Raw genomic sequence first — 22,301 nt, 5'->3', positions numbered from 1 at the left:
ATCCTCTTCGCGGAGCCATTTCTTATAATTATAAATTTTATGTAGATAATTTTGTTAATTATCTACTTTTTTTATTGTTTAAAAAATAAAATGCTATCACTTCAAAAAAGTACAAACAGTGTTGTTATAAGATATTTTTATAAGGAAAGAATATTAGTTAATTTAAGAAATATAAATAGATATAAAGCTATATTATGGCTTTATTCTATTTATAATTGATTAAATATTATAAATATTCTAACATTTAGAGGAAATTTTGATAATGCATAGAATAAAATATATATTTAATACAATTTTATAAACTTAATACATCCAAATTAAATTTAGGGGGTACGCCTTATGAAAGAGTATAAAATTAATAATTTAAGAAATGTGGGAATAATTGGTCATAGTGGTTCGGGAAAAACAAGTTTGATGGAAAGTTTACTATATTATACTAAAGAGATTGATAGAATTGGAAAAATTGAGGATGGAACTACTGTAAGTGACTATGATGTAGAAGAAAAAAAGCGAGGAATATCTATTTCTACAGCTGTTGCTCATTGTGAATGGAAAGATGTTAAAATTAACTTAGTAGATATGCCAGGTTATTTTGATTTTGAAGGAGAAATAATTGAAGGACTAAGTGCTATCGATATGGCAATGATAACTGTGTGTGGAGTTGCAGGAATTGAGGTAGGAACAGAGAAGGCATGGAATTATGCAGTTGAGCGTAAATTACCGAGAGCTATATTTGTGAACAAATTAGACCGTGAGAATAGTAGCTTTGAAAAAGTTTTAGAGCAATTAAAAAACAAGTTTGGTATGTCTGTTGTGCCTATACAATACCCAATAGGAAAAGAAACAGAACTTAGGGGTATAGTAAATATTATATCTAATAGAGCTAGAATATTTAATCCTAAGACTCATACTATGGAAGAAGGAGAAATCCCAGAGGAGTTAAGAGATAAAGTGGAAGAGTGTAAACAAATGCTCATGGAAGCGGTAGCAGAAACTGATGAAGTTTTGTTAGATAAATATTTTAATGATGGGGAATTAAGTGAAGAAGATATATATCATGGGTTAATCAAAGGGTCATCTACAGGTGATATATGCCCTATAATGTGTGGTTCAGCTATAGCAAGTATAGGAACTGAAACATTATTAGAAGATATAGTAGAATGTTTTCCATCTCCAATAGAGACTAACTTATATATGGCTAAAGATATTAAAAACAATGCATTTATAAATATAAAAATCAATGAAAAAGAACCATTTTCTGCATTGGTATTTAAGACAATAGTTGATCCATTCATTGGTAAGCTATCTATGTTTAGAGTTATAACAGGATCTGCAAAATCAGATACTGTTGTATTCAATTCATCTAAAGAAAAAGACGAAAAACTTGGATCTCTATATTTTATGAAAGGAAAAAAACAATATCCTACTACAGAAATAAAAGCTGGAGATATTGGAGCGGTTTCAAAATTACAATTTACTAGTACTGGAGATACCATATGTGCTTCAAACAGACCTATTGTGTTTAATAGAATGAAATTTCCGTTACCAGTATATTCTAGAGCTGTAATACCTAATACAAAGGGAGATGAAGATAAAATATCAAGTGGACTTTCAAAATTATTGGAAGAAGATCCTATATTCTCAATATCAAGAGATATAGAAAATGCTGAAGTAGTAATTTCAGGTATTGGTACAACACATCTAGAAGTTTTAGTAAGTAAATTGAAAAATAAATTTGGGGCAGATGTAAGTCTTAGAATTCCTAAAACGCCATATAGAGAAACAATCAAAAAAATTGCAGATGTACAGGGAAAACATAAGAAACAGTCAGGTGGACATGGACAATATGGAGATGTAAAGGTTAAATTTGAGCCTAGAAATGATGGTGAAGATGAATTAGAATTTGTTGATGCAGTAGTAGGAGGTGCTGTTCCTAGACAATATATACCAGCTGTAGAGAAGGGGCTTAAAGATTGTATACTTCATGGAGTACTTGCAGGATATCCAGTTATAAGATTAAAGGCAACATTACATGATGGTTCATTCCATCCAGTAGATTCCTCAGAAATGGCATTCAAAATAGCATCTTCTCTAGCTTATAAGAGAGGTCTTCAAGAGGCAAATCCAATTCTTTTAGAACCAATAATGTACCTAGAGATAGATATTCCAGATGATTATATGGGAGATGTTATAGCTGATATAAATAAAAAACGTGGAAGAATACTAGGAATGGAGCCGGGATTAAAGGGACAAAGAATAATTAGTGAAGTACCTCAAGCTGAATTGTATAACTATGCTACTGATTTAAGAAGTATAACAGGTGCTAGAGGAAGCTTTAGAAGTAAATTTGAAAGATATGAAGAAGTTCCAGGTGACTTAGTAGATAAAATTGTATCCGAAAATAAAAAGGAAGCATAAAAATAGTATAAATTTTGTGTAGATATTCTAATTTTATATAAATAGATAAACCTAGTGATAATAGAAATTTTATCACTGGGTTTATTTTTTGTGCAGTGGGTTAATATATAATTAATTACTTTTAGATATTTAATACTTCAAAGAATATATGACTTAAATAATAATGTATAAAAATATATGAACTTTAACAAACTATAAATAATTATATAATAGGGGGTTGTTTATGTCAGACTATAAAATGAATATATATGGACAGATTAGATTAAGCGATTATAGTTCTATACATGACTATATGGGAATAATTGGACCGTTAGATAACTTCCAAATTGAGATGAGCGAAGCCAAAGTAGAAGATGCAAAAGTATTATGTAACATTTTGGAAAGTGATAAATTTGATATAGTTGAGAGAGGAGGAAGAAATGATGGTAAGTACTATATTCATGCCACAAAACGAAGATGAAAAATTATTAAAAGATGAATTTGGAATTGGATCTCATAAAATTGTTGAGCAAAACGATAATCTTATGCTACTAGATGAGTTGTTTCATGATACAAAAGTGTTACCTAATAGAATACAATTAGAGAAATTTGATATTTATAAGGATTAATGTGCTAGTATAATTAGTAGGCTTTAGATAGTATGCAAGTATGTAAGTTTTAAGAGGACTTACTATTTGCATATTTTTTTACTTATATAAAAACCTTAATATTCTTAGATATGAATTCAATGTATAAGCATAGAATTTAAATGTGATATATTTGCATATTTAGATAAGTTATATTAAAATTGGTATATTAATAAGTTTTAATTTAGTGTAGGAGGAGAAGAAGTGACAACAACTGTATATTTAACTCGTCATGGACAAACTCAATGGAATGTAGAAGGGAGGATGCAAGGTTGGAATGACTCTCCTTTAACAGAGCTAGGAGTAAAACAAGCAGAATGGCTTGGAGAGAGATTAAAGGGAATTAATTTAGACAAGATATACTCAAGTTCTAGTGGTAGAGCCTATAAGACAGCAGAAATAATTAATGAAAATAAGAGTGTTGAACTTATAAGTCATGATGGACTAAGAGAATTGAAGTTAGGTAAATTCCAAGGATTGAACCAAGATGAAATAAAGAAAATGTATCCAGAGCAATATTATAATTATTGGAATAAACCAGAAATATATAAACCTGTAGGCGATGGAGAGACCATTGAAGAGCTCATTGAAAGAATTGATAAAGCAATTATGGATATTATAGAAGAAAATACAGGAAAAAGTATTCTTATAGTTACACATACTATGCCTATAAAAGCATTACTTTGTAGTTTAGAAAATATCGATATAAGTAATTTTTGGATGGAGCCATACATAAAGCAGACAAGCCTTACAACTATAGAGTTTGATGATAAAATACATAAGATAGTGCAGTGTGCAGATATATCACACCATGAATATCAAGTGAAAGAATATAATGAATAGAAAGATAATCATTGGGGGATTGTTAAGTTATGGATAGTTTCTCGCTTAAACTATTGGCCTGTGTAACTATGCTAATTGATCATACAGGAGCCATATTTTTTCCAGAGATAATGTTTTTTAGAATCATTGGAAGAGTGGCATTTCCTATATATGCATTTTTAATAACAGAGGGATATAGTAGGACTAAGAATATAAAAAGATATATGTTTAGGCTATTTATTTTAGCTATCATATCACAAATACCTTACATGCTAGCATTTGAGACTAAAGGACTAAATGTATTTTTTACACTTCTTTCAGGAATATTTATTATGATAATACTAGACAAAAAAGTTCATTATTACAAGTTAAAGCATGATATTAAGATATCCAAAGAAGTATTTGATATTTCTATATATATAATTAAATTTGTCATTATATTAGGAATACTATATATCTTAGAGAAATTTCAATCTGATTATGCAATATATGGAGTTTGTATCATATTATGCTTTAAGATGTTTAAAGAGAATTTTAAAAAATTAACTCTTTCTATGATAGGATTGAATTTTTTATATACTATACCATATTTAAAATATTTTATGGAACCATTTGGAGTAAACTTTAGAGTTTTTCTTCAAGCAACTTGCATTAATAGTTTATTTTTTATTTATCATTACAATGGGAGTGAAGGTAAAAAAGTACAATTTCTATTTTATGGGTTTTATCCACTTCACTTATTAGTTTTAGTATATATTAGATATATTATAATATATGGTATATAATAATTATTGGGGTTTATAGAAAATAATGATGAAAAGGGGATTAATTATGAATAAGATTTTTTATGTTACTAACAGAAAAAAGTTAGGGGATGTGCTTTCTCAAAATTCTATAGCTATCTTTTTTGCTGGACAAGCTCCTTATAAGTCCGCAGATGAGACTTATCCATTTACACCAAACAGAAACTTTTATTATTTAACCGGTATTGATGAAGAAAAAGTAATTATGGTGATTATAAATATTAATGGCAAAGTGTCAGAAATGTTATTTATACAAGAGAATGATCCTGTTATGGCTAAATGGGTTGGCGAAACAATAAGTGAAGATAAAGCAAAAGAAGTTTCAGGTATAGAGGATATTAAGTTTTTAAAAGATTTTGAAAGTACTATTGCAAGTTATTTTGATAGATTTAATATTGATAATGTGTATTTAGATTTAGAAAGACAAGAATTTAATATTCCACAAACATCATCTCAAAATTTTGCGGTAGATATTATGAAAAGATATCCATATGTAAGAGTTAAAAATATATATCATGATATAGCTTTACTTAGAACTATAAAAAGAGAAGAAGAAATTGAATTAATTAAAAAAGCTATAGATATAACTTATGAAGGGATAAAAGAAATATGGAGTAATGCTAAACCAGGCATGAAAGAGTATGAAATTGAAGCATATTTTAATTATATTTTAAAGAAAAATGGAGTTAAGGATTTTGCATTTCCAACTATTGCAGCCACTGGAAAGAATGCAACTATACTTCATTATGTAGATAATAATACTAAGACTGAAGATGGAGAGCTTATGCTTTTAGACTTAGGGGCACAATATAAATATTACAATGGGGATATAAGTAGAACTTTTCCTATCAATGGGAAGTTTTCAGAAAGACAAAAAGAAGTATATAATATTGTATTAGAAGCTAATGAAACTGTTATGAAAGCAGTAAAACCAGGAATTACTACTGGTGAATTACAAGACATAACTAAAAGAGTTCTTGCTCAGGGATGTAAGAGAATTGGCCTTATAAAGGAAGACTCAGAGTTAAATAAATACTACTATCATGGTGTAGCACATCCATTAGGATTAGATACCCATGATGTAGGACCGAGAAATATAGAGCTTAAACCAGGTATGATTATTACAGACGAGCCGGGACTTTATATAGAAGAAGAAGGTATAGGTGTTAGAATTGAAGATGATATTCTGGTTACAGAGGATGGTTATGTAAATCTTTCTGCTCATATAATTAAAAGTATAGAAGATATAGAAATGTTTATGAGTAAAAATAATGATTAATTTCTTAGAAGTGAAAGTTTTTTTGTTGAAGATTTATGTAGATTAATTAAAGAGTATTTTAATAAGTTCATAGAGAATTTAAGCTTCAGTAGAAGGAGTTTTTCTGCTGGGGCTTAAAACATGTTTATAGAACAATTTTTTTAATTTTACTAGGAGATATGGAGGAATTTTAATGTTAAAGAGATTTATATCTTATTACAAGCCACACAAAACTCTATTTATAATTGATATGATATGTGCATTTTTAGTAGCAGCCATGGATTTAGTATTTCCTATGTTTACAAATTACCTATTAAAGGATGCAATTCCTAATAAGAATCTAAGAACAATATTAATATTTACAATTGTCTTAGTATTATTGTATGTAGTTAAGCTTATAGCAAATTATATAATAGATTATTGGGGTCATGTAATGGGTGTAAGGCTTCAATATGATATGAGAAAAGAAGTTTTTGCCCATCTACAGACATTACCATTTAGCTATTTTGATGATAATAAGACTGGAAATATTATGTCACGTATTGTTAATGATCTAATGGATATTTCTGAGCTGGCACATCATGGACCGGAAGATGTATTTATTTCAATAATAATGCTTATAGGATCCTTTGGGTTACTATGTGCTATAAATATAAAATTAACATTAATAATATTTGCTTGTATACCTATAATTATAATATTTACGATGACTAAGAGAATGAAAATGTCCAAGGCATTTTATGATGTTAGAAAGAAGATAGCTGTAGTTAATACTAAGCTAGAAAATAGTATATCAGGAATAAGAGTTGCTAAATCTTTTACTAATGAAGAATATGAAATGGAAAAGTTTGATGAAGGAAATACTCAATTTAGAACTAGTAGATCTTCTGCTTATAAATATATGGCAGAGTTCATGTCTGGAATGAGATTTTTTGTAGACATGCTAAATGTAGTTGTTTTAGGGTTTGGAGGTTACTTCGTATATAAAGGGGAATTAGGCGTAATTGATCTATCTACTTATTTTTTATATGTAGCATATTTTATGCAACCAATAAGAAGATTAACATCATTTGTGGAACAATATCAATCAGGTATGTCAGGATTTAAGCGTTTTGTAGAGTTAATGGATACTAAACCAGACATAGTAGATAGTGATAATGCAAGAGAATTTAAAGATGTACAAGGTGAAATTGAGTTTAAAAATGCTACCTTTAAATATGAAGGTAGTGAAGAAATATTATCTAATATAAATTTAAAAATAGAAAAAGGTAAGACTTTAGCATTAGTTGGACCGTCTGGTGGTGGTAAAACAACTATTTGTCATTTAATTCCAAGATTTTACGAACTAAATAAAGGAGAAATTACCATTGATGGAGAAGATATTAAGGACATAACATTAAAGTCCTTGAGAAAAAACATAGGAATAGTACAGCAAGATGTATTTCTATTTACAGGAACTATAAAAGATAATATTCTCTATGGAAATCCTGAAGCTGACGATGATGAGGTTATTGAAGCAGCTAAAAATGCTAATATTCACGATTTTATCATGTCACTACCAGAAGGATATGAAACTTATGTAGGGGAAAGAGGAGTAAAGTTATCTGGGGGTCAAAAGCAAAGAATATCTATTGCAAGAGTATTTTTAAAGAATCCGCCTATATTAATATTAGATGAGGCTACATCAGCTCTTGATAATACTTCAGAGCTTATAATTCAAAAATCTTTAGAAAGGTTATCTAAGGGAAGAACATCTATTATAGTTGCTCATAGACTATCAACTGTTAAAAATGCAGATGAGATTGTAGTATTAACAAATAAGGGAATAGTTGAAAAAGGTGCTCACAAAGAATTGATTAATAGTGGTGAAATTTATGCTAGGTTGTATAACTCACAGTTTAATGGATATTTTAATGATTCGGAATTAGAGTTTTAAAATTATTAATGATATATCTTTAATAATCTAATCATATTATGTTATTTATTTAAGTAAAAATCATATGATAATATGATTTTTACTTAAAATAATCTATTATATGAAATTAAAGTTATTTATAATACTGGAGGAAAAGATGATTAGAAACAAAGAAAATATAGACAAACTATTAAATGATTTAAAGGAGTTTAGCTATGATAAAGATGGTGCTCTTATTGATGTAATTTTAAATGAAAATCTAAATGTTAAAATAAGATGTTATGAAGAAAAATGCATTAAAATAGAGTATTATGATTATGACAATGCTATATCTACTTTATACAAAGATAGAAAATATATAAATAAAGTGCTTTTCCAATAGGGAAGGTACTTTATTTATATACGTTTTCTAAAAATATATTTTAAAAATAATTACAAATTATGGTTTGTCATTGCTGGAATTGGATAGACTAAATATTATAGTATTAGCATTTTGCTATATAGATAAAGGGGTTAGTGTAATGTTTAATAAATATAATGATAGAGCAAGACAAGCATTGATGTATGCTCACGGAGAAGCGAAAAGATTTAGACATGGATATGTAGGCACTGAACATGTATTATTAGGTATTGTGGAAGAGGGCGGCATAGCAGCTAAGGCGCTAGAAAATATGTGTGTTGATGAAATAAAGATTAAAGATAAAATAGAAAAATTAGTTGGCTATGGTGAGGATGAGATATATCCAGAAGAGATATATTTTACTCCTAGAACTAAAAAGCTGATGGAAGTTAGTTTAGTAGAAGCCAGAAATTTAAATGATAAATTTGTATCTCCGGAGCATATATTATTAGCTATACTTAAAGAAGAAGAGGGCGTAGCTTATACAATATTAGATAATTTAGGAACAAACTTCAATGAGTTGCTAGGAATGTTATCCTACAATAAAAAACAATGTGAAATATCATTAAGTAGTAACTCTGACTTTCATGACAGTAGAACTGAAATGAAAATAGAGGAGCCATACAAGTCTAAAAGAAATAAAACTCCAATGATTGATAAGTATGGGAAGGATTTAACTAGATATGCTAGTGAAAATAAGCTTGATCCAGTTATAGGAAGAGAAAGGGATACAGAAAGAGTTTTAGAAATATTATGTAGGAGGCTAAAAAATAATCCATGTTTAATTGGAGATCCTGGAGTGGGCAAGACAGCCATAGTTGAGGGATTAGCACAAAAAATTCAAAGTGATGGTGTACCAGACATGTTATTAAATAAGAGAGTAATAAGTATAGACATGGCTTCTATGGTTGCAGGAGCAAAGTATAGAGGAGAATTTGAAGATAGGTTAAAATCTTTAATGGCTGAAGTTTGTAAGAGTGAGGATATTATTTTATTCATTGATGAAATTCATACTATAGTAGGAGCTGGTGGTGCGGAAGGGGCAATAGATGCTTCTAACATTTTAAAACCTGCCCTTGCAAGAGGTGAGCTTCAATGCATAGGAGCGACAACCGTAGATGAATATAGAAAGTATATTGAAAAGGATTCTGCTTTAGAAAGAAGATTTCAACCAATTATAATTGAAGAACCTTCTAAGGAAGATGCTATCCAAATACTTAAAGGGTTAAAGAATAAGTATGAAGAACATCATTCAATTAGAATTACAGATGAAGCTATAAGTGCAGCAGTAAATTTGTCAGATAGATATATATCAAATAGATACCTACCAGATAAAGCAATAGATCTTTTAGATGAAGCAGGGGCTAAAAGTAGAATAGAAAATTTACAAAGAAATGAAGTTGGAATTTTGGAGCAGAAGCTTAAGAAAAAAATTGAAGAAAAATCACAAGCAATAGATATTCAAGATTTTGAAAAGGCAGCATCCATTAGAGATGAAGAATATGAATTAAGACAACAATTAAACTCTAGAAAAAGAACGTTAGTAGAAAGTAATGAAGAAATCAAGATAACGGTAGATGAGGCAGAGATTGCAAAAGTTTTATCAACATGGACTAAAATACCTTTAGAGAAACTTACATCTAAAGAAACTGATAGATTATTAAATTTAGAGAACATTCTTCATAAAAGAGTTATAGGTCAGGATGAAGCTATTGAAGCTATTGCAAAGGCCATAAGGAGATCAAGGGTAGGACTAAGAGATTGCAAGAGACCTATAGGGAGTTTTATATTTCTAGGACCAACAGGGGTAGGAAAAACTGAATTATCTAAAGCGCTTGCAGAAACTATGTTTGATGATGAAAATTCAATAATTAGAATAGATATGACGGAATATATGGAGAAACACTCTGTATCAAAGCTAATTGGTTCACCACCAGGTTATATAGGGTTTAATGAAGGAGGTCAATTAACAGAGAAAGTTAGGAGAAGTCCATATTCGGTAATACTATTTGATGAACTAGAAAAGGCACATGAAGATATATTTAATATTTTACTTCAGGTACTGGAAGATGGAAGACTTACTGATTCTAAGGGAAGGGTTGTAGATTTTAGGAATACTATAATTATAATGACTTCTAATGCAGGAGCATCTACTATAAAAAAACACCGTTCTATAGGATTTGAAAGATTATCTGATGATAAAAATTGTGATAATGAATATAAAAATATGAAAGAAATTATACTTGGCGAAATAAAGAATATCTTTAAGCCAGAACTTTTAAATAGAATTGACGATATAGTAGTGTTTCATAAACTTAAAGATGAACACATAATTAAAATTGTTGATATAATCACAAATAATCTATGTGAAAGAGCTAAGCAAAATGATATTATATTAAGATTTACAGATGAAGCTAAAACATTCATAAGTAAACAAAAAAGAGATAAAGAGTACGGAGCTAGACCCTTAAGAAGAATTATAACTGATATGATTGAGGATAGACTATCTGATGAGATTCTTAAAGGAAATTTCAAAAAGAGTGATATCATACAAATAACAGTTGAAAAAGACGAGTTGAAGTTTATTAAGTGTAGCTAATTACTTCATTGTGTTTAAACAAAAATGGGTATATAATTATGATAGATATAATACCATATATTTTTAACCACTTTATATAAGTGGTTTTTTTATAGTTAAGAACAATATAATTTACTATATAAAATAATGGTTAAACTCATAGTATAATAAGTATTTTAATTAACTGTTAAGAAATAATAAATTAATATAAAAAATTTAAGGAGCAGATTATGGCAAAGATTAAAAAAGTATATATATGTAATGAGTGTGGCTATGAAGCTCCAAAGTGGTATGGAAAATGTCCTGGATGTAATAGCTGGAACACTATGGGAGAAGAAGTTAAAAGTGAAGCAGTAACTACTTTTAAAAGGTCAGTTACTATGTCTTCTGGAAATAAGCCAAAGAATATTACGGATGTAAAATCCAGTGAATATGAAAGGTTAGATACAGGAATTGGGGAATTAAATAGGGTTGTAGGTGGTGGACTTGTAAAGGGATCATTAACTTTAATATCTGGAGATCCTGGTATTGGTAAGTCTACTATATTGCTACAGAGTGCCAGTAATATTTCACTGAAGTATGGAAAAGTTCTGTATGTATCTGGAGAAGAGTCAGAAGAGCAAATAAAAATGAGAGCAGAACGTCTGAAAGCTACAGGAAAAGAACTTTATGTGGTATCGGAAACCAACATAGATATTATAGAAGAGCATATAACTGAAATGGAGCCAAAGTTTATAATAATAGATTCTATTCAAACATTATATAAACCAACTATTTCTTCTGCTCCAGGGAGTGTATCTCAGGTAAGAGAATGTACTAATGATTTAATGAGAATAGGAAAGACAAAGAATATTCCATTATTTATTGTTGCCCATGTAACTAAACAAGGAGAATTGGCTGGACCAAGAGTTCTTGAACATATGGTGGATACAGTTCTATATTTTGAGGGAGAGCGAACACAAGAGTTTAGAATATTAAGAACCATAAAAAATCGTTTTGGAACTACTAGTGAAATTGGTGTGTTTGAAATGAGAGAAAGTGGTCTTGAGGAAGTAAATGATGCATCTTCAGTATTTTTGCAAGAAAAATCTATGCAACAGGAAGGATCAGTAGTCATTGGGATAGTTGAAGGAACTAGACCTATTTTAGTAGAAATTCAAGCCTTAGCAAGTGAAACTAAAGCTCCGATGCCACGTAGAACTGCAGTAGGCGTTGATAACCAGAGATTAAGTTTGATATTAGCGGTATTAGAAAAAAAATTAAGAGTTCCTTTTTATAACAGTGATGTGTATGTTAACGTGGTAGGTGGACTTAACATTGACGGTACATATGGAGATTTAGGAATAGTTTTAGCGTTAATATCTAGTGTCAAAGCAAAGGAAATTAAAATAGAAAATTTATTAATTATAGGAGAAGTAGGGTTAACTGGAGAAGTTAGGCCTATAGCTCATGCAGAAAAAATTATAAATGAAGCAATAAAGATGGGCTTTACTAGTATAATACTACCCAATAAAAATAAAGCAAAAATAACTAATAAGGGAATAAATTTAATTGGAGTGGATACAGTTAGAGAAGCAGTGTCAAAGATTTTTTAATAATATATAAGAGAACAGTAAAGTGTTAAATTAATAATGGAGGAAAATAATGAGGGAACAAGAGCAAAAAGAACTTATGGAAATACTAAAAATTATGTCCCCGGGAACCCTACTGAGGGAAGGATTAGATAATATATTAAGAGCTAAAACTGGAGGATTAATAGTATTAAGTGATAGTAATGCCATATTAGATATGGTAGATGGAGGATTTTCAATAAAATCAGAATATACTCCAGCATATATATATGAACTAGCAAAGATGGATGGAGCTATAGTTATAAGTAGTGACTTAAAGAGGATATTATACGCTAATACACAGTTGATGCCAAATCCATCTATAACTACTCAAGAAACTGGAACTAGACATAGAACAGCTCAAAGAGTTGCAAAGGAAACTGGTGATATAGTAGTAGCAATATCTCAAAGAAGGAATATAATCACTGTATATAAAGATGATATAAAATATGTCCTTAGAGAAAGTAGTGATGTATTAGCTAAGGCTAATCAAGCTATTCAAACCTTAGAAAAATATCAGTTAGTTTTAGAAAGAGTAATAAGTAATCTAAACTTACTGGAGTTACAAGATTTATCGACCCTTTTAGATGTAGTCACAGCAATACAGAGAAATGAAATGGTTATGAGAATAGTTTGTGAGATAGAAACGTACATATGTGAATTGGGGAATGAAGGTAGACTTATATCTATGCAATTAGGAGAATTAATCAAGGGCGTTGAACAAGAGGGAGTATTTCTTGTGAGAGACTATTGTAGTGATGCTGAAAGATATCTTGATGTTTATAGGAATATAGAAAAGTTATCAGCTATAGAGTTATTGGATCTTGATATGATAGCTAAGGTATTAGGATATGGTGGTGTTCCTTTAGTGGATAATTTAATATCTACAAAAGGATATAGAATATTAAATAAAATACCTAGATTACCATCGGCAATTATAGAAAATCTAATAAAACATTTCGGAGAACTTCAAGTGGTAATGAAAGCATCTTATGATGAATTAGATTTAGTTGATGGGGTAGGAGAAGCAAGAGCTAAAACCATTAAAAATGGTCTAAGAAGATTAAAAGAGCAATTTATATTAGATAAACAAATATAGCACAAAGCAATTAAGTTTGTGCTATATTTGCTATCTTAAATTAATTTTATCGAAGGTAGTTATGTTTTTGTATTCAGTTAGAAGTACATCATATAAGTTTATATCTAAACTATTGCATAAGGAAGTTATATAGAATAAGTGATTGCCTATTTCTCGTTCGATGATTTTACGGCAATTATCACATAGCTCTCCTTGTATATGAGAACTAAGAGGTATTTCTAAATCATCTAAGGTTAATTTATCTATGGTGTTTTCCTTATCATCGTTCAATGAATAATTTATACCCTGTTTTTCAGCTTTAATTTTAACACAACCGCAACTAGTAACAGCTTTTACTACGGATCTGTTAACTCTACTTTCAGATTCCTGCAATTTGCTTAGTATGTCAAGTATACTTTTATGTCTTAATAAAGAACTATCTACAGAATTTTGAAATTCATCAAATATTAGATCCTTCATAACTTTCACTCCTTTATAAATAAAGTTACTTACTTGGAATACCTTTATTTATATAATATATCAATATTACTATTATTCATAGGGGGTAATTTTACTGTTAACAATTTATTTTATGTGAAGAAGTAGAAAATGTGAGTATTGACAAATATTTTTATATTGAAAATTATTTGTTAATTATTAATTGAGAATATCAAATATTTTAAATGTTAATATTATATACAGTTAATCAAATTTTAGTTAATATTCTAATAATCCATTGAAATGTATTTAATGATAATATATATTTAATTTAGTAGGATATTATGGAGAAAATTTGTAAATAATCACAATATAGGTTAAAAATTAAGGAGGTGCTGTGGTGTTAAAGAAAATATTAAGGGCTTTGTTTACCTTAATAGGAGGAACATTAGGATATGTTTTAGGTGCATGGGGAAATTCTACGGAACTTTTACCTAAGTTAGGAATAAACAATACAGGTTTTATTTCAATAATATTTGTTGTATTATGTATTATTTTTATTGGACTTATATTTTATTTTATTTCACCTTTTATAAACTCAGGAATTGTTAAAGCTATGGAATACTTAGAAAGGTCTGCTCAAAAGATTCCAATAGTAGATATTGTATTTGCAGGTATAGGAGCTTTAATTGGACTTATAATATCAGTATTATTATCTACACTTATTAGAGTGGATTCGATAATAATAACCATAATATCTGTAATTGTTACGGTAATAATTACTGTTTTATTTGCAGATATATGCGTAAGAAAAAAAGATGAAATTATACATGTGTTTACAAGCTTTAAAAAGCCTGGAGCTAATAAGGATTCTAAGATAAAGAATGTTGGAGATAAGTTAAGCCCTAAGGTGTTAGACACATCAGTAATAATTGATGGAAGAATATTTGATATATGTCAAAGTGGTTTTATTGAAAGTACTTTAGTAATTCCTACTTTTGTTTTAGATGAGCTTAGACATATTGCGGATTCTTCAGATTCTTTAAAAAGGACAAAAGGAAGAAGAGGATTAGATATACTTAATAAAATACAGAAAGAGTTAAGTATAGATGTAGAAATATGGGAAGGCGATTTTGAAGATATTAAGGAAGTAGATGTTAAATTACTTAAACTTGCTCAAGTATTGAATGGAAAGGTAATTACTAATGATTATAACTTAAATAAAGTTGCAGAACTTCAGGGAGTACCTGTATTAAATATTAATGAGTTAGCAAATGCTGTAAAACCTGTTTTATTACCAGGAGAAGTTATGAAAACACAGGTAATTAAAGATGGAAAAGAGTCAGGTCAAGGGGTTGCATATTTAGATGATGGAACTATGATTGTCATTGAAGAAGGTAGAAAATATATTGGTGAAAATATATTTGTAGTAGTTACTTCAGTACTTCAAACAGCAGCAGGAAGAATGATATTTGCAAAACCAAAGGAACAATAGTTTTTTATTAAGAAAAATTAAGCGCTAATTTATGATTAGTTTAAGGTTAATTTATTGGAGGAATTATGAGAAAAAATACAGCGATAATATTGGCTGCAGGACAAGGGAAAAGAATGGGATCAAATGTAAACAAGCAGTTTTTGACTTTGGCAGAAAAACCAGTATTATATCATACTATAAGGGCTTTTTCTGACAATAAAAATATAGATGATATTATAGTTCTGTGTGCAGAAGATGAGATGGAGTATTGTAAAAAGAATATAATTGAAAAATATGACCTTAAAAAAGTTAGAGCTTTAGTAAAAGGTGGTAAGGAAAGACAAGACTCTGTATACAATGGATTAAAGGCAATAGAACCTTGTGACATAGTATTAATCCACGATGGAGCTAGACCATTTGTTACTGAGAATATAATAAATGATGGCATTAAGAATGCTGAAAAATATGGTGCATGTACTTGTGGAGTTAAATCAAAGGACACTATAAAAATTAAGGATAAAGAAGGGTTTGCCAAGGAAACCTTAAATAGAGAGGATGCTTTTATAGTTCAAACCCCTCAGTGTTTTAAGTATGATATTATATTATTCTGCCATGAAAAATTAAGAAAGACTAAAGAGCAAGTTACTGATGATGCTATGGTTGTTGAAAAATTTGATAGAAAAGTATATCTTTATGAGGGTAGTTATTTAAATATAAAGCTTACAACTCCAGAAGATATGATAATTGGAGAAAATATTTTAAAAAATAAAATATAAATATGTAGGCAATATTTAAATATGTATGATATAATGATATTTATTAAAATTTAATATTAATATGTGATGAGGAAGAATAGTAGAAACATACCCACAGAGAGAAAATTCACCGGCTGAAAGATTTTCACACGTTTTGAACCTGCTTCTGAGCAGTAGTTTTAACTACCGGCATGAGCCGTTATAAAATGAAGTATAAATTTTAGGTGGTACCGCGATAGAATTCGCCCTAATTAGGGTGGGTTCTATTTTTTTATTAATAAATATAATTACGAGGTGAATGGAAGATGAAGTTATCAAAGATGTTAATAAGTACACTAAGAGAAGTTCCAGGTGAAGCAGAGATAGCAAGCCATCAACTTATGTTAAGAGCTGGAATGATAAGAAAATCAGCTACAGGAATATACACTTTCATGCCAAATGGAGTTAGAGTGTTAAAAAATGTAGAAAATATAGTTAGAGAAGAAATGGATAGAGCAGGTGCTCAAGAATTTTTAGCTTCTGCACTTATACCAGCAAATCTATGGCAAGAATCTGGAAGATGGGATGTAATGGGATCAGAGATGATTAGGCTTAAAGATCGAAATGGAAGAGATTTTTGTCTTGGACCAACCCATGAAGAAGTATTTACAGATTTAGCGAGAAATGAAATTAAATCTTATAAACAATTACCATTAAATCTTTATCAAATTCAAACCAAATATAGAGATGAGAGAAGACCTAGATTTGGAGTTATGAGGTCAAGAGAATTCATAATGAAAGATGCATATAGTTTTGATAAAGATAATGAAGGATTAGATATATCTTACATGAAGATGTATGAAGCATATAATAAGATATTTACTAGATGTGATTTAGAATTTAGCGCTGTTGAAGCAGATTCAGGAGCTATGGGAGGATCAGGTTCAGCAGAGTTTATGGTTAAATCTGATATAGGAGAGGATGAAATAGCTTTCTGTACTGGTTGTAATTATGCCGCGAATACAGAAAAGGCTACATCTAAACTGGAAGATGCAGAGAAAGAAGAAGAAAAGGAATTAAAGAAGATAGCAACTCCAGATGTAAGAACTATAGAAGAGTTAGTAACTTTCTTTAATACTAGTAACAAGAAGTTTGCAAAGACTCTAATATATAAAGCTGATGGCAAAGTTGTGGCAGTAATGGTTAGAGGAGATAGAAGCTTAAATGAAACTAAGGTTTCTAATGCATTAGGTGGAATTATGGAATTAGAAATGGCAGATGCAGAAACTGTCTTAAAGGCTACATCAGCAGAAATAGGATTTGCTGGTCCAATTGGATTACAAGTAGATACACTACTTGTAGATGAAGAAGTTACTAGAATGAGTAATTTTATAGTTGGAGCTAATGATACAGGATATCACTATGAAAATGTAAATTATGAAAGAGATTTTAACGGCATAGTAGGATATTATAAACTCGTAGCAGAGGGGGATATGTGTCCTAAGTGTGGAAGCCCAATAAATATTAGAAGAGGGGTAGAGGTTGGACATATATTTAAGCTTGGAACTAAGTATTCAGAATCTATGGGAGCTAACTATTTAGATGAAAATGGTAAAGAGAAACCTCTAGTAATGGGATGTTATGGAATTGGTATTAATAGGACTGTAGCAGCTATAATTGAACAGCATCATGATGAAAATGGAATCCTTTGGCCAATGGCTGTTGCTCCATATAAAGTAATAGTAACGCCTGCTAATGTTAAAAATGAAGAACAAATGAATAGAGCGGAGAAAATCTATGAGGATCTTAAAACTAAAGGAGTAGATGTACTTTTAGATGATAGAAATGAAAGAGTTGGAGTTAAGTTTAAGGATGCTGACTTAATTGGAATTCCAATAAGAGTAACAGTAGGTAAAAAAGTAGTTGAAGATATAGTTGAATTTAAGTTAAGAAAAAATCAAGATATTGAAGAAGTAAATATAGAAGATGTAGTAGACAGAATAGAAAAAGAGTTTATAGCAAATAATTTAAAATTTTAATCATTTGCTATAAAGTAAATTATTTCATTGTAAGTAAATAGGACTGTATTAATAAAATATAGTCCTATTTTACTATAATTTTTAATATTGGTTTCTAGAAGGCCATGTGGTTAATCAAAGTAATAAAATTTAAAGAGAATTTATATTTTCATATAATATATATTCAACTATATAAATATGTTAATAGGAAACTATATAAATATATAACTAGTTGTTGTGGACTCAAGGGGTTCAGAGATTTTGTTATTTTAAAAGAAATGAAAATAGCCAATGATATTCTATCACTGTAATTTTCAATAGGGCCTATTAGAAATAGAAGAAAAAGATGAAGACAGTGAATAATTAGGGTTATTAATAACTATATTTTTTAATAATTCATTAATAAGAATTGTGTTAGGGAAAAGTTAGATTTGACTATGAAATCTTGAAAATATATAATTATTATGTTTAATTATTATAATAGGATTTATCTCATTAAGGAGAAAAATATGGAATTTGATTTATTGAAAGAAAAATTTAGTGCAAAAGAAGCACATTTAATAAACCCATTAACTCTTGCATTTATAGGTGATGCTGTGTATGAAGTGTTTATAAGAACCTATTTATTAGGGGAAAATAAATCATTGAAAGTACAGCAGTTGCATTTAAAAACTGTTAATTTTGTCAAAGCAAAATCACAGAGTAATTATGCAAAATTAATTTTAGATGTGTTTGACGAAGAGGAAATGTCAGTTTTTAAGAGAGGAAGAAATACTAAATCTAGTGCTCCTAAGAACGCAGATGTTGGTGATTATAGATGGGCAACAGGATTTGAAGCTGTAATAGGATATTTGTACATTTCAGGAAAGAATGACAGATTAAATTATTTGCTTAATAAAATTATTGAAATGAGTGATAATAATGATAAAAGTTAAACTTATGGAGTTTACTCCAAATCCAGAAAAAGTAGTAGCTGCAGCAGCTAAATTATGTTATAGTTCAGTAGGAATTGAGGAAATAACAGAAGGGTTAGATGAAGAAACTACAAGTAAATTTATAAAAATGTTGAATAGTTATGGTCATAACTCTCCAGTTGAACATGTAAGCTTTACTTTTGGTATTGAGGGCGTATCCAGAAGCTTAACACATCAATTGGTTAGACATAGAGTTGCTTCTTATTCTCAGCAAAGTCAAAGATATGTTAAGTTAGATGCTTTTGAATATATAATTCCACCATCTATAGAAAAAGATGAGAAGTGTAAGGCTATCTTCGTAGAGGCGATGAAAAAAGATCAGGAAGACTATGATAAATTAGTTGAAGTGCTTAAAGCTTCTAATTTAGATGTATATATTAATGAACATAAAGCAAGAAAAAAATGTGAAGAAATCACAGAAAAAGAGATGAAATCATTAAAGTCCAAAGCAGAAAAAAGTGCTATTGAGGATGCTAGATATATATTTCCTAATGCATGTGCAACTAAAATTGTAGTTACAATGAATGCTAGAGAGCTTATGCATTTCTTTAGTCATAGATGCTGTATGAGAGCTCAATGGGAAATAAGGGATTTAGCAGATGCTATGCTTAAGGAAGTAAAAAAAGTAGCACCAAATTTATTTGAAGGATGCGGTCCTAGTTGTGTAAAGGAAAGTTGTTCAGAAGGAGCTATGACTTGTGGTAAGGCTATAGAAATAAGAAATAAGTACTTATCTATATAAAATGTAAATTGATATAGAAATAGATGATAGGAGTGATATAAGGATGGAAGATAAAAGACAAGGTAGTAAAAATGCTAGACCTAAACGTATAGGGAAAAATAGAAGAGATAATAATAGATTTGTAGGTGATGTAAATAGTGAAAGAAGAAATAATCAATCCTACAGAAATGAAAACATACAAAGCAATATAAAAGTTGAAAATTTCAATGCAACCTCAAGAGAAGATATGATTGAAGGTAGAAATGCGGTTATTGAAGCTCTAAAATCTGATAGAACAATAGAATATATAATGATAGCACAAGGAGATACTAAAGGATCCATAAGTGTAATTACAGCATTAGCTAAAGAAAAATCTGTAGTAGTTAAATATGTGGATAGAGCAAAACTAGATGGTATAAGTGAAACCGCTGCACATCAAGGGGTAATTGCAATAGTAACTCCATACAATTATTGTGGTATAGTAGATATAATTAATAACGCTAAGGAAAAAGGGGAAGATCCCTTTATATTAGTATTAGATGAAATTGAAGATCCTCATAATTTTGGGTCCATAATAAGAATAGCAGAAGTTTGTGGAGTACATGGGATAATAATTCCAAAAAGAAAAAATGTAGGAGTTACACCTACTGTTTATAAAACTTCAGCTGGGGCTACGGAATACATAAAAATTGCTAAAGTTACAAATATAAATGTAGCTATAGATGAACTAAAGGAATCTGGGATATGGGTATATGGAGCAGATATGCATGGGACCCAATACTGCTATGATTCGGACTTAAAAGGACCTATAGCTTTAGTTATAGGAAGTGAAGGAAAAGGTATTTCAAAGCTAACTAAATCAAAGTGCGATGTGTTGGTTAAAATACCTATGGTAGGAAAGGTTAATTCATTAAATGCATCAGTAGCATGTGGAATGATAGCATATGAAATATTAAAACAAAGATTGAAATAGAAGTAAATGGGGTATAGAGTTGAAGCAAATTTTTGTGGATGGGTATAATGTAATTAATAGCTGGCCAGAATTAAATACTATAAAGGACTATAGTTACGAAGCTGCAAGAAATAAGCTTATTGACTTACTTCTTAACTATGCAGCCTTTAAAGGGTGCAGAATAACACTAGTATTTGATGCACATATGGTAAAGGGAAGTATAGAAAAAAAGGATAGAAAAGGAAATTTGACTATAGTTTTTACAAAGCATGATGAAACTGCGGATAGTTATATAGAGAGGACTGTAAATCATATAGGGAGAAAATCAGAGGTCTATGTTGTAACATCTGATTCTTTAGAGCAACAGTTAATATTTCAAAGAGGTGCTAATAGAGTATCATCTATAGAGTTTTACAGTTGGATTGAGGAAACAAACAGAAAGATATCTAGGCAGTGTGAGAACAAGAGTTTTCATAATAGAAATCTTTTTGAGGAGGCCATAGATAAAGAAGTGGCAGAAAAGCTAGAAAAGATAAGAAGAAGTAGATAATATATCTTGACTATCTAAATTTTGTTAATGTATAATTCTAGTTAGGGTCATTTATGCTTTGGGGGGGATATTGTTGGGAAATACAAGTGGCAATGATGAGTTAAACTCCATGTTTACGGGTAAAAAAGATGAAGATATAGTAGCTCTGGCTAAGACGGGAAACAATAGAGCCCTAGAATATCTTCTTTGTAAATATCAGAACTTTGTGAAAGCTAAAGCAAAATCATATTTTTTGATTGGTGCTGATAAAGAAGATATATATCAAGAAGGTATGATTGGTTTATTTAAAGCTATAAGAGATTTTAAGGATGATAAGTTAGCATCTTTTAAGGTTTTTGCAGAATTGTGCATAACAAGACAGATAATCACTGCTGTAAAAACTGCCACAAGACAAAAACATATTCCACTAAATACTTATATATCACTGAATAAGCCTATATATGACGAAGAATCAGATAGAACTCTATTAGATATATTATCAGGTATAAGGGTATCTGATCCCGAAGAATTGATAATAGATAGAGAAGAGATGGAGAACATAGAAAGTAAGATACAAGAAGTATTGTCAGGCTTAGAAATGGAAGTTTTGAATTCTTATCTTGATGGTAAATCTTATCAAGAAATTGCCAGCGATTTAGATAGGCAAGCAAAATCTATTGATAATGCACTTCAGAGAGTAAAACGTAAACTTGAAAAGTGTTTAGAACAAAGATGAAATCGTATTGACAAACAAAAAAAAATCATTTATAATAAGGAACTGACAAAAATATTTTAAAATAAATACATTATGTATTGAATGCTCATATAGCTCAGTAGGTAGAGCGTCACCTTGGTAAGGTGGAGGTCACCGGTTCAATCCCGGTTATGAGCTCCAGTTATTTTGCAACACACGTGGATAAGTTTACATTAAAAAAGTGAAAATAAAAATGTTT

Annotated in this window: 20 protein-coding genes and 1 tRNA gene; 20 read left to right on the top strand and 1 reads right to left on the bottom strand. The window is 29.7% G+C overall.

Annotated features, from left to right (window positions below; translation table 11 throughout):
* The first annotated feature begins 339 nt into the window (after positions 1-339).
* The 11 genes from fusA to disA all read left to right on the top strand — a co-directional run bounded on the left by fusA (position 340) and on the right by disA (position 13,529).
* Positions 340-2,418 carry an elongation factor G gene (fusA, locus tag B3086_RS13100; RefSeq protein WP_346893622.1) on the top strand — a complete coding sequence of 693 codons (2,079 nt, stop codon included), beginning with the start codon at positions 340-342 and terminating at the stop codon, positions 2,416-2,418.
* 223 nt (positions 2,419-2,641) lie between these two features.
* A complete protein-coding gene (locus tag B3086_RS13095; RefSeq protein ID WP_035135200.1) occupies positions 2,642-2,878 on the top strand; it encodes a hypothetical protein in 237 nt (78 codons plus the stop codon).
* Complete coding sequence (locus B3086_RS13090; protein WP_346849271.1) at positions 2,838-3,026, top strand: hypothetical protein; 189 nt, start codon at positions 2,838-2,840, stop codon at positions 3,024-3,026. The genes B3086_RS13095 and B3086_RS13090 overlap by 41 nt, the downstream gene beginning before the upstream one ends.
* 222 nt (positions 3,027-3,248) lie before the next feature.
* Positions 3,249-3,887 (top strand): histidine phosphatase family protein, encoded by a 639-nt coding sequence (locus B3086_RS13085; protein ID WP_346849272.1) that lies wholly within the window; start codon positions 3,249-3,251, stop codon positions 3,885-3,887.
* A 29-nt stretch (positions 3,888-3,916) separates the two neighbouring features.
* Entirely contained in the window at positions 3,917-4,651 is a 735-nt protein-coding gene (locus B3086_RS13080; RefSeq protein WP_346849273.1) for a TraX family protein, read from the top strand.
* Between the two features lie 46 nt (positions 4,652-4,697).
* Positions 4,698-5,948 carry an aminopeptidase P family protein gene (locus B3086_RS13075; protein ID WP_346849274.1) on the top strand — a complete coding sequence of 417 codons (1,251 nt, stop codon included), beginning with the start codon at positions 4,698-4,700 and terminating at the stop codon, positions 5,946-5,948.
* 172 nt (positions 5,949-6,120) lie between these two features.
* Positions 6,121-7,863, top strand: a complete 1,743-nt coding sequence (locus tag B3086_RS13070; protein WP_346880520.1) for an ABC transporter ATP-binding protein — start codon at positions 6,121-6,123, stop codon at positions 7,861-7,863.
* A gap of 136 nt (positions 7,864-7,999) precedes the next feature.
* A complete protein-coding gene (locus tag B3086_RS13065; protein WP_035135188.1) occupies positions 8,000-8,224 on the top strand; it encodes a hypothetical protein in 225 nt (74 codons plus the stop codon).
* Between the two features lie 139 nt (positions 8,225-8,363).
* Complete coding sequence (locus B3086_RS13060; RefSeq protein WP_346849276.1) at positions 8,364-10,841, top strand: ATP-dependent Clp protease ATP-binding subunit; 2,478 nt, start codon at positions 8,364-8,366, stop codon at positions 10,839-10,841.
* Positions 10,842-11,050: 209 nt separating this feature from the next.
* A complete protein-coding gene (radA, locus tag B3086_RS13055; protein ID WP_346849277.1) occupies positions 11,051-12,415 on the top strand; it encodes a DNA repair protein RadA in 1,365 nt (454 codons plus the stop codon).
* Positions 12,416-12,464: 49 nt separating this feature from the next.
* Positions 12,465-13,529, top strand: coding sequence for a DNA integrity scanning diadenylate cyclase DisA (gene disA / locus B3086_RS13050; RefSeq protein ID WP_346849278.1), 1,065 nt, complete (start codon positions 12,465-12,467; stop codon positions 13,527-13,529).
* 30 nt (positions 13,530-13,559) lie between these two features.
* Here the strand turns inward: disA and B3086_RS13045 are convergent, their stop codons facing one another.
* Positions 13,560-13,988, bottom strand: coding sequence for a hypothetical protein (locus B3086_RS13045; protein WP_035135181.1), 429 nt, complete (start codon positions 13,986-13,988; stop codon positions 13,560-13,562).
* 358 nt (positions 13,989-14,346) lie between these two features.
* Between B3086_RS13045 and B3086_RS13040 the strand changes: the two genes are divergently transcribed.
* The 9 genes from B3086_RS13040 to B3086_RS13000 all read left to right on the top strand — a co-directional run bounded on the left by B3086_RS13040 (position 14,347) and on the right by B3086_RS13000 (position 22,243).
* Positions 14,347-15,441 (top strand): PIN domain-containing protein, encoded by a 1,095-nt coding sequence (locus B3086_RS13040; protein ID WP_150843588.1) that lies wholly within the window; start codon positions 14,347-14,349, stop codon positions 15,439-15,441.
* Positions 15,442-15,506: 65 nt separating this feature from the next.
* Positions 15,507-16,196, top strand: a complete 690-nt coding sequence (gene ispD / locus B3086_RS13035; RefSeq protein ID WP_346849279.1) for a 2-C-methyl-D-erythritol 4-phosphate cytidylyltransferase — start codon at positions 15,507-15,509, stop codon at positions 16,194-16,196.
* 284 nt (positions 16,197-16,480) lie between these two features.
* Positions 16,481-18,193, top strand: coding sequence for a proline--tRNA ligase (locus B3086_RS13030; protein WP_346893620.1), 1,713 nt, complete (start codon positions 16,481-16,483; stop codon positions 18,191-18,193).
* A gap of 488 nt (positions 18,194-18,681) precedes the next feature.
* Positions 18,682-19,107, top strand: coding sequence for a Mini-ribonuclease 3 (locus tag B3086_RS13025; RefSeq protein WP_346876253.1), 426 nt, complete (start codon positions 18,682-18,684; stop codon positions 19,105-19,107).
* The gene (gene thyX, locus B3086_RS13020) at positions 19,091-19,888 is read left to right on the top strand and encodes an FAD-dependent thymidylate synthase (RefSeq protein ID WP_346880522.1); all 798 of its coding nucleotides are present in this window, start codon (positions 19,091-19,093) and stop codon (positions 19,886-19,888) included. The genes B3086_RS13025 and thyX overlap by 17 nt, the downstream gene beginning before the upstream one ends.
* Positions 19,889-20,114: 226 nt before the next feature.
* Positions 20,115-20,840, top strand: coding sequence for a 23S rRNA (guanosine(2251)-2'-O)-methyltransferase RlmB (gene rlmB, locus B3086_RS13015; RefSeq protein ID WP_346867662.1), 726 nt, complete (start codon positions 20,115-20,117; stop codon positions 20,838-20,840).
* Between the two features lie 19 nt (positions 20,841-20,859).
* Complete coding sequence (locus B3086_RS13010) at positions 20,860-21,369, top strand: NYN domain-containing protein (RefSeq protein ID WP_035135170.1); 510 nt, start codon at positions 20,860-20,862, stop codon at positions 21,367-21,369.
* A 109-nt stretch (positions 21,370-21,478) separates the two neighbouring features.
* Positions 21,479-22,084 (top strand): RNA polymerase sporulation sigma factor SigH, encoded by a 606-nt coding sequence (sigH, locus tag B3086_RS13005; RefSeq protein WP_051824237.1) that lies wholly within the window; start codon positions 21,479-21,481, stop codon positions 22,082-22,084.
* A gap of 83 nt (positions 22,085-22,167) precedes the next feature.
* Positions 22,168-22,243: transfer RNA gene (locus tag B3086_RS13000), tRNA-Thr, on the top strand.
* Positions 22,244-22,301: the final 58 nt, after the last annotated feature.

It is taken from the genome of Clostridium sp. UBA871 (genome assembly GCF_002295255.1).
GTDB classification, from domain to species: domain Bacteria; phylum Bacillota; class Clostridia; order Clostridiales; family Clostridiaceae; genus Clostridium_J; species Clostridium_J sulfidigenes.
The sequence above is the reverse complement of the archived record's forward strand: the minus strand, read 5'-3'. Positions and strand labels throughout refer to the sequence as shown.

Excerpts from the sequence above, each read along its gene's own strand:
- fusA (WP_346893622.1), top strand. The coding sequence starts at position 340 with ATGAAAGAGTATAAAATTAATAATTTAAGAAATGTGGGAATAATTGGT.
- B3086_RS13095 (WP_035135200.1), top strand. The coding sequence starts at position 2,642 with ATGTCAGACTATAAAATGAATATATATGGACAGATTAGATTAAGCGAT.
- B3086_RS13090 (WP_346849271.1), top strand. The coding sequence starts at position 2,838 with ATGATGGTAAGTACTATATTCATGCCACAAAACGAAGATGAAAAATTA.
- B3086_RS13080 (WP_346849273.1), top strand. The coding sequence starts at position 3,917 with ATGGATAGTTTCTCGCTTAAACTATTGGCCTGTGTAACTATGCTAATT.
- B3086_RS13075 (WP_346849274.1), top strand. The coding sequence starts at position 4,698 with ATGAATAAGATTTTTTATGTTACTAACAGAAAAAAGTTAGGGGATGTG.
- B3086_RS13070 (WP_346880520.1), top strand. The coding sequence starts at position 6,121 with ATGTTAAAGAGATTTATATCTTATTACAAGCCACACAAAACTCTATTT.
- B3086_RS13065 (WP_035135188.1), top strand. The coding sequence starts at position 8,000 with ATGATTAGAAACAAAGAAAATATAGACAAACTATTAAATGATTTAAAG.
- B3086_RS13060 (WP_346849276.1), top strand. The coding sequence starts at position 8,364 with ATGTTTAATAAATATAATGATAGAGCAAGACAAGCATTGATGTATGCT.
- radA (WP_346849277.1), top strand. The coding sequence starts at position 11,051 with ATGGCAAAGATTAAAAAAGTATATATATGTAATGAGTGTGGCTATGAA.
- disA (WP_346849278.1), top strand. The coding sequence starts at position 12,465 with ATGAGGGAACAAGAGCAAAAAGAACTTATGGAAATACTAAAAATTATG.
- B3086_RS13045 (WP_035135181.1), bottom strand. The coding sequence starts at position 13,988 with ATGAAGGATCTAATATTTGATGAATTTCAAAATTCTGTAGATAGTTCT.
- ispD (WP_346849279.1), top strand. The coding sequence starts at position 15,507 with ATGAGAAAAAATACAGCGATAATATTGGCTGCAGGACAAGGGAAAAGA.
- B3086_RS13030 (WP_346893620.1), top strand. The coding sequence starts at position 16,481 with ATGAAGTTATCAAAGATGTTAATAAGTACACTAAGAGAAGTTCCAGGT.
- B3086_RS13025 (WP_346876253.1), top strand. The coding sequence starts at position 18,682 with ATGGAATTTGATTTATTGAAAGAAAAATTTAGTGCAAAAGAAGCACAT.
- rlmB (WP_346867662.1), top strand. The coding sequence starts at position 20,115 with ATGATTGAAGGTAGAAATGCGGTTATTGAAGCTCTAAAATCTGATAGA.
- sigH (WP_051824237.1), top strand. The coding sequence starts at position 21,479 with ATGTTTACGGGTAAAAAAGATGAAGATATAGTAGCTCTGGCTAAGACG.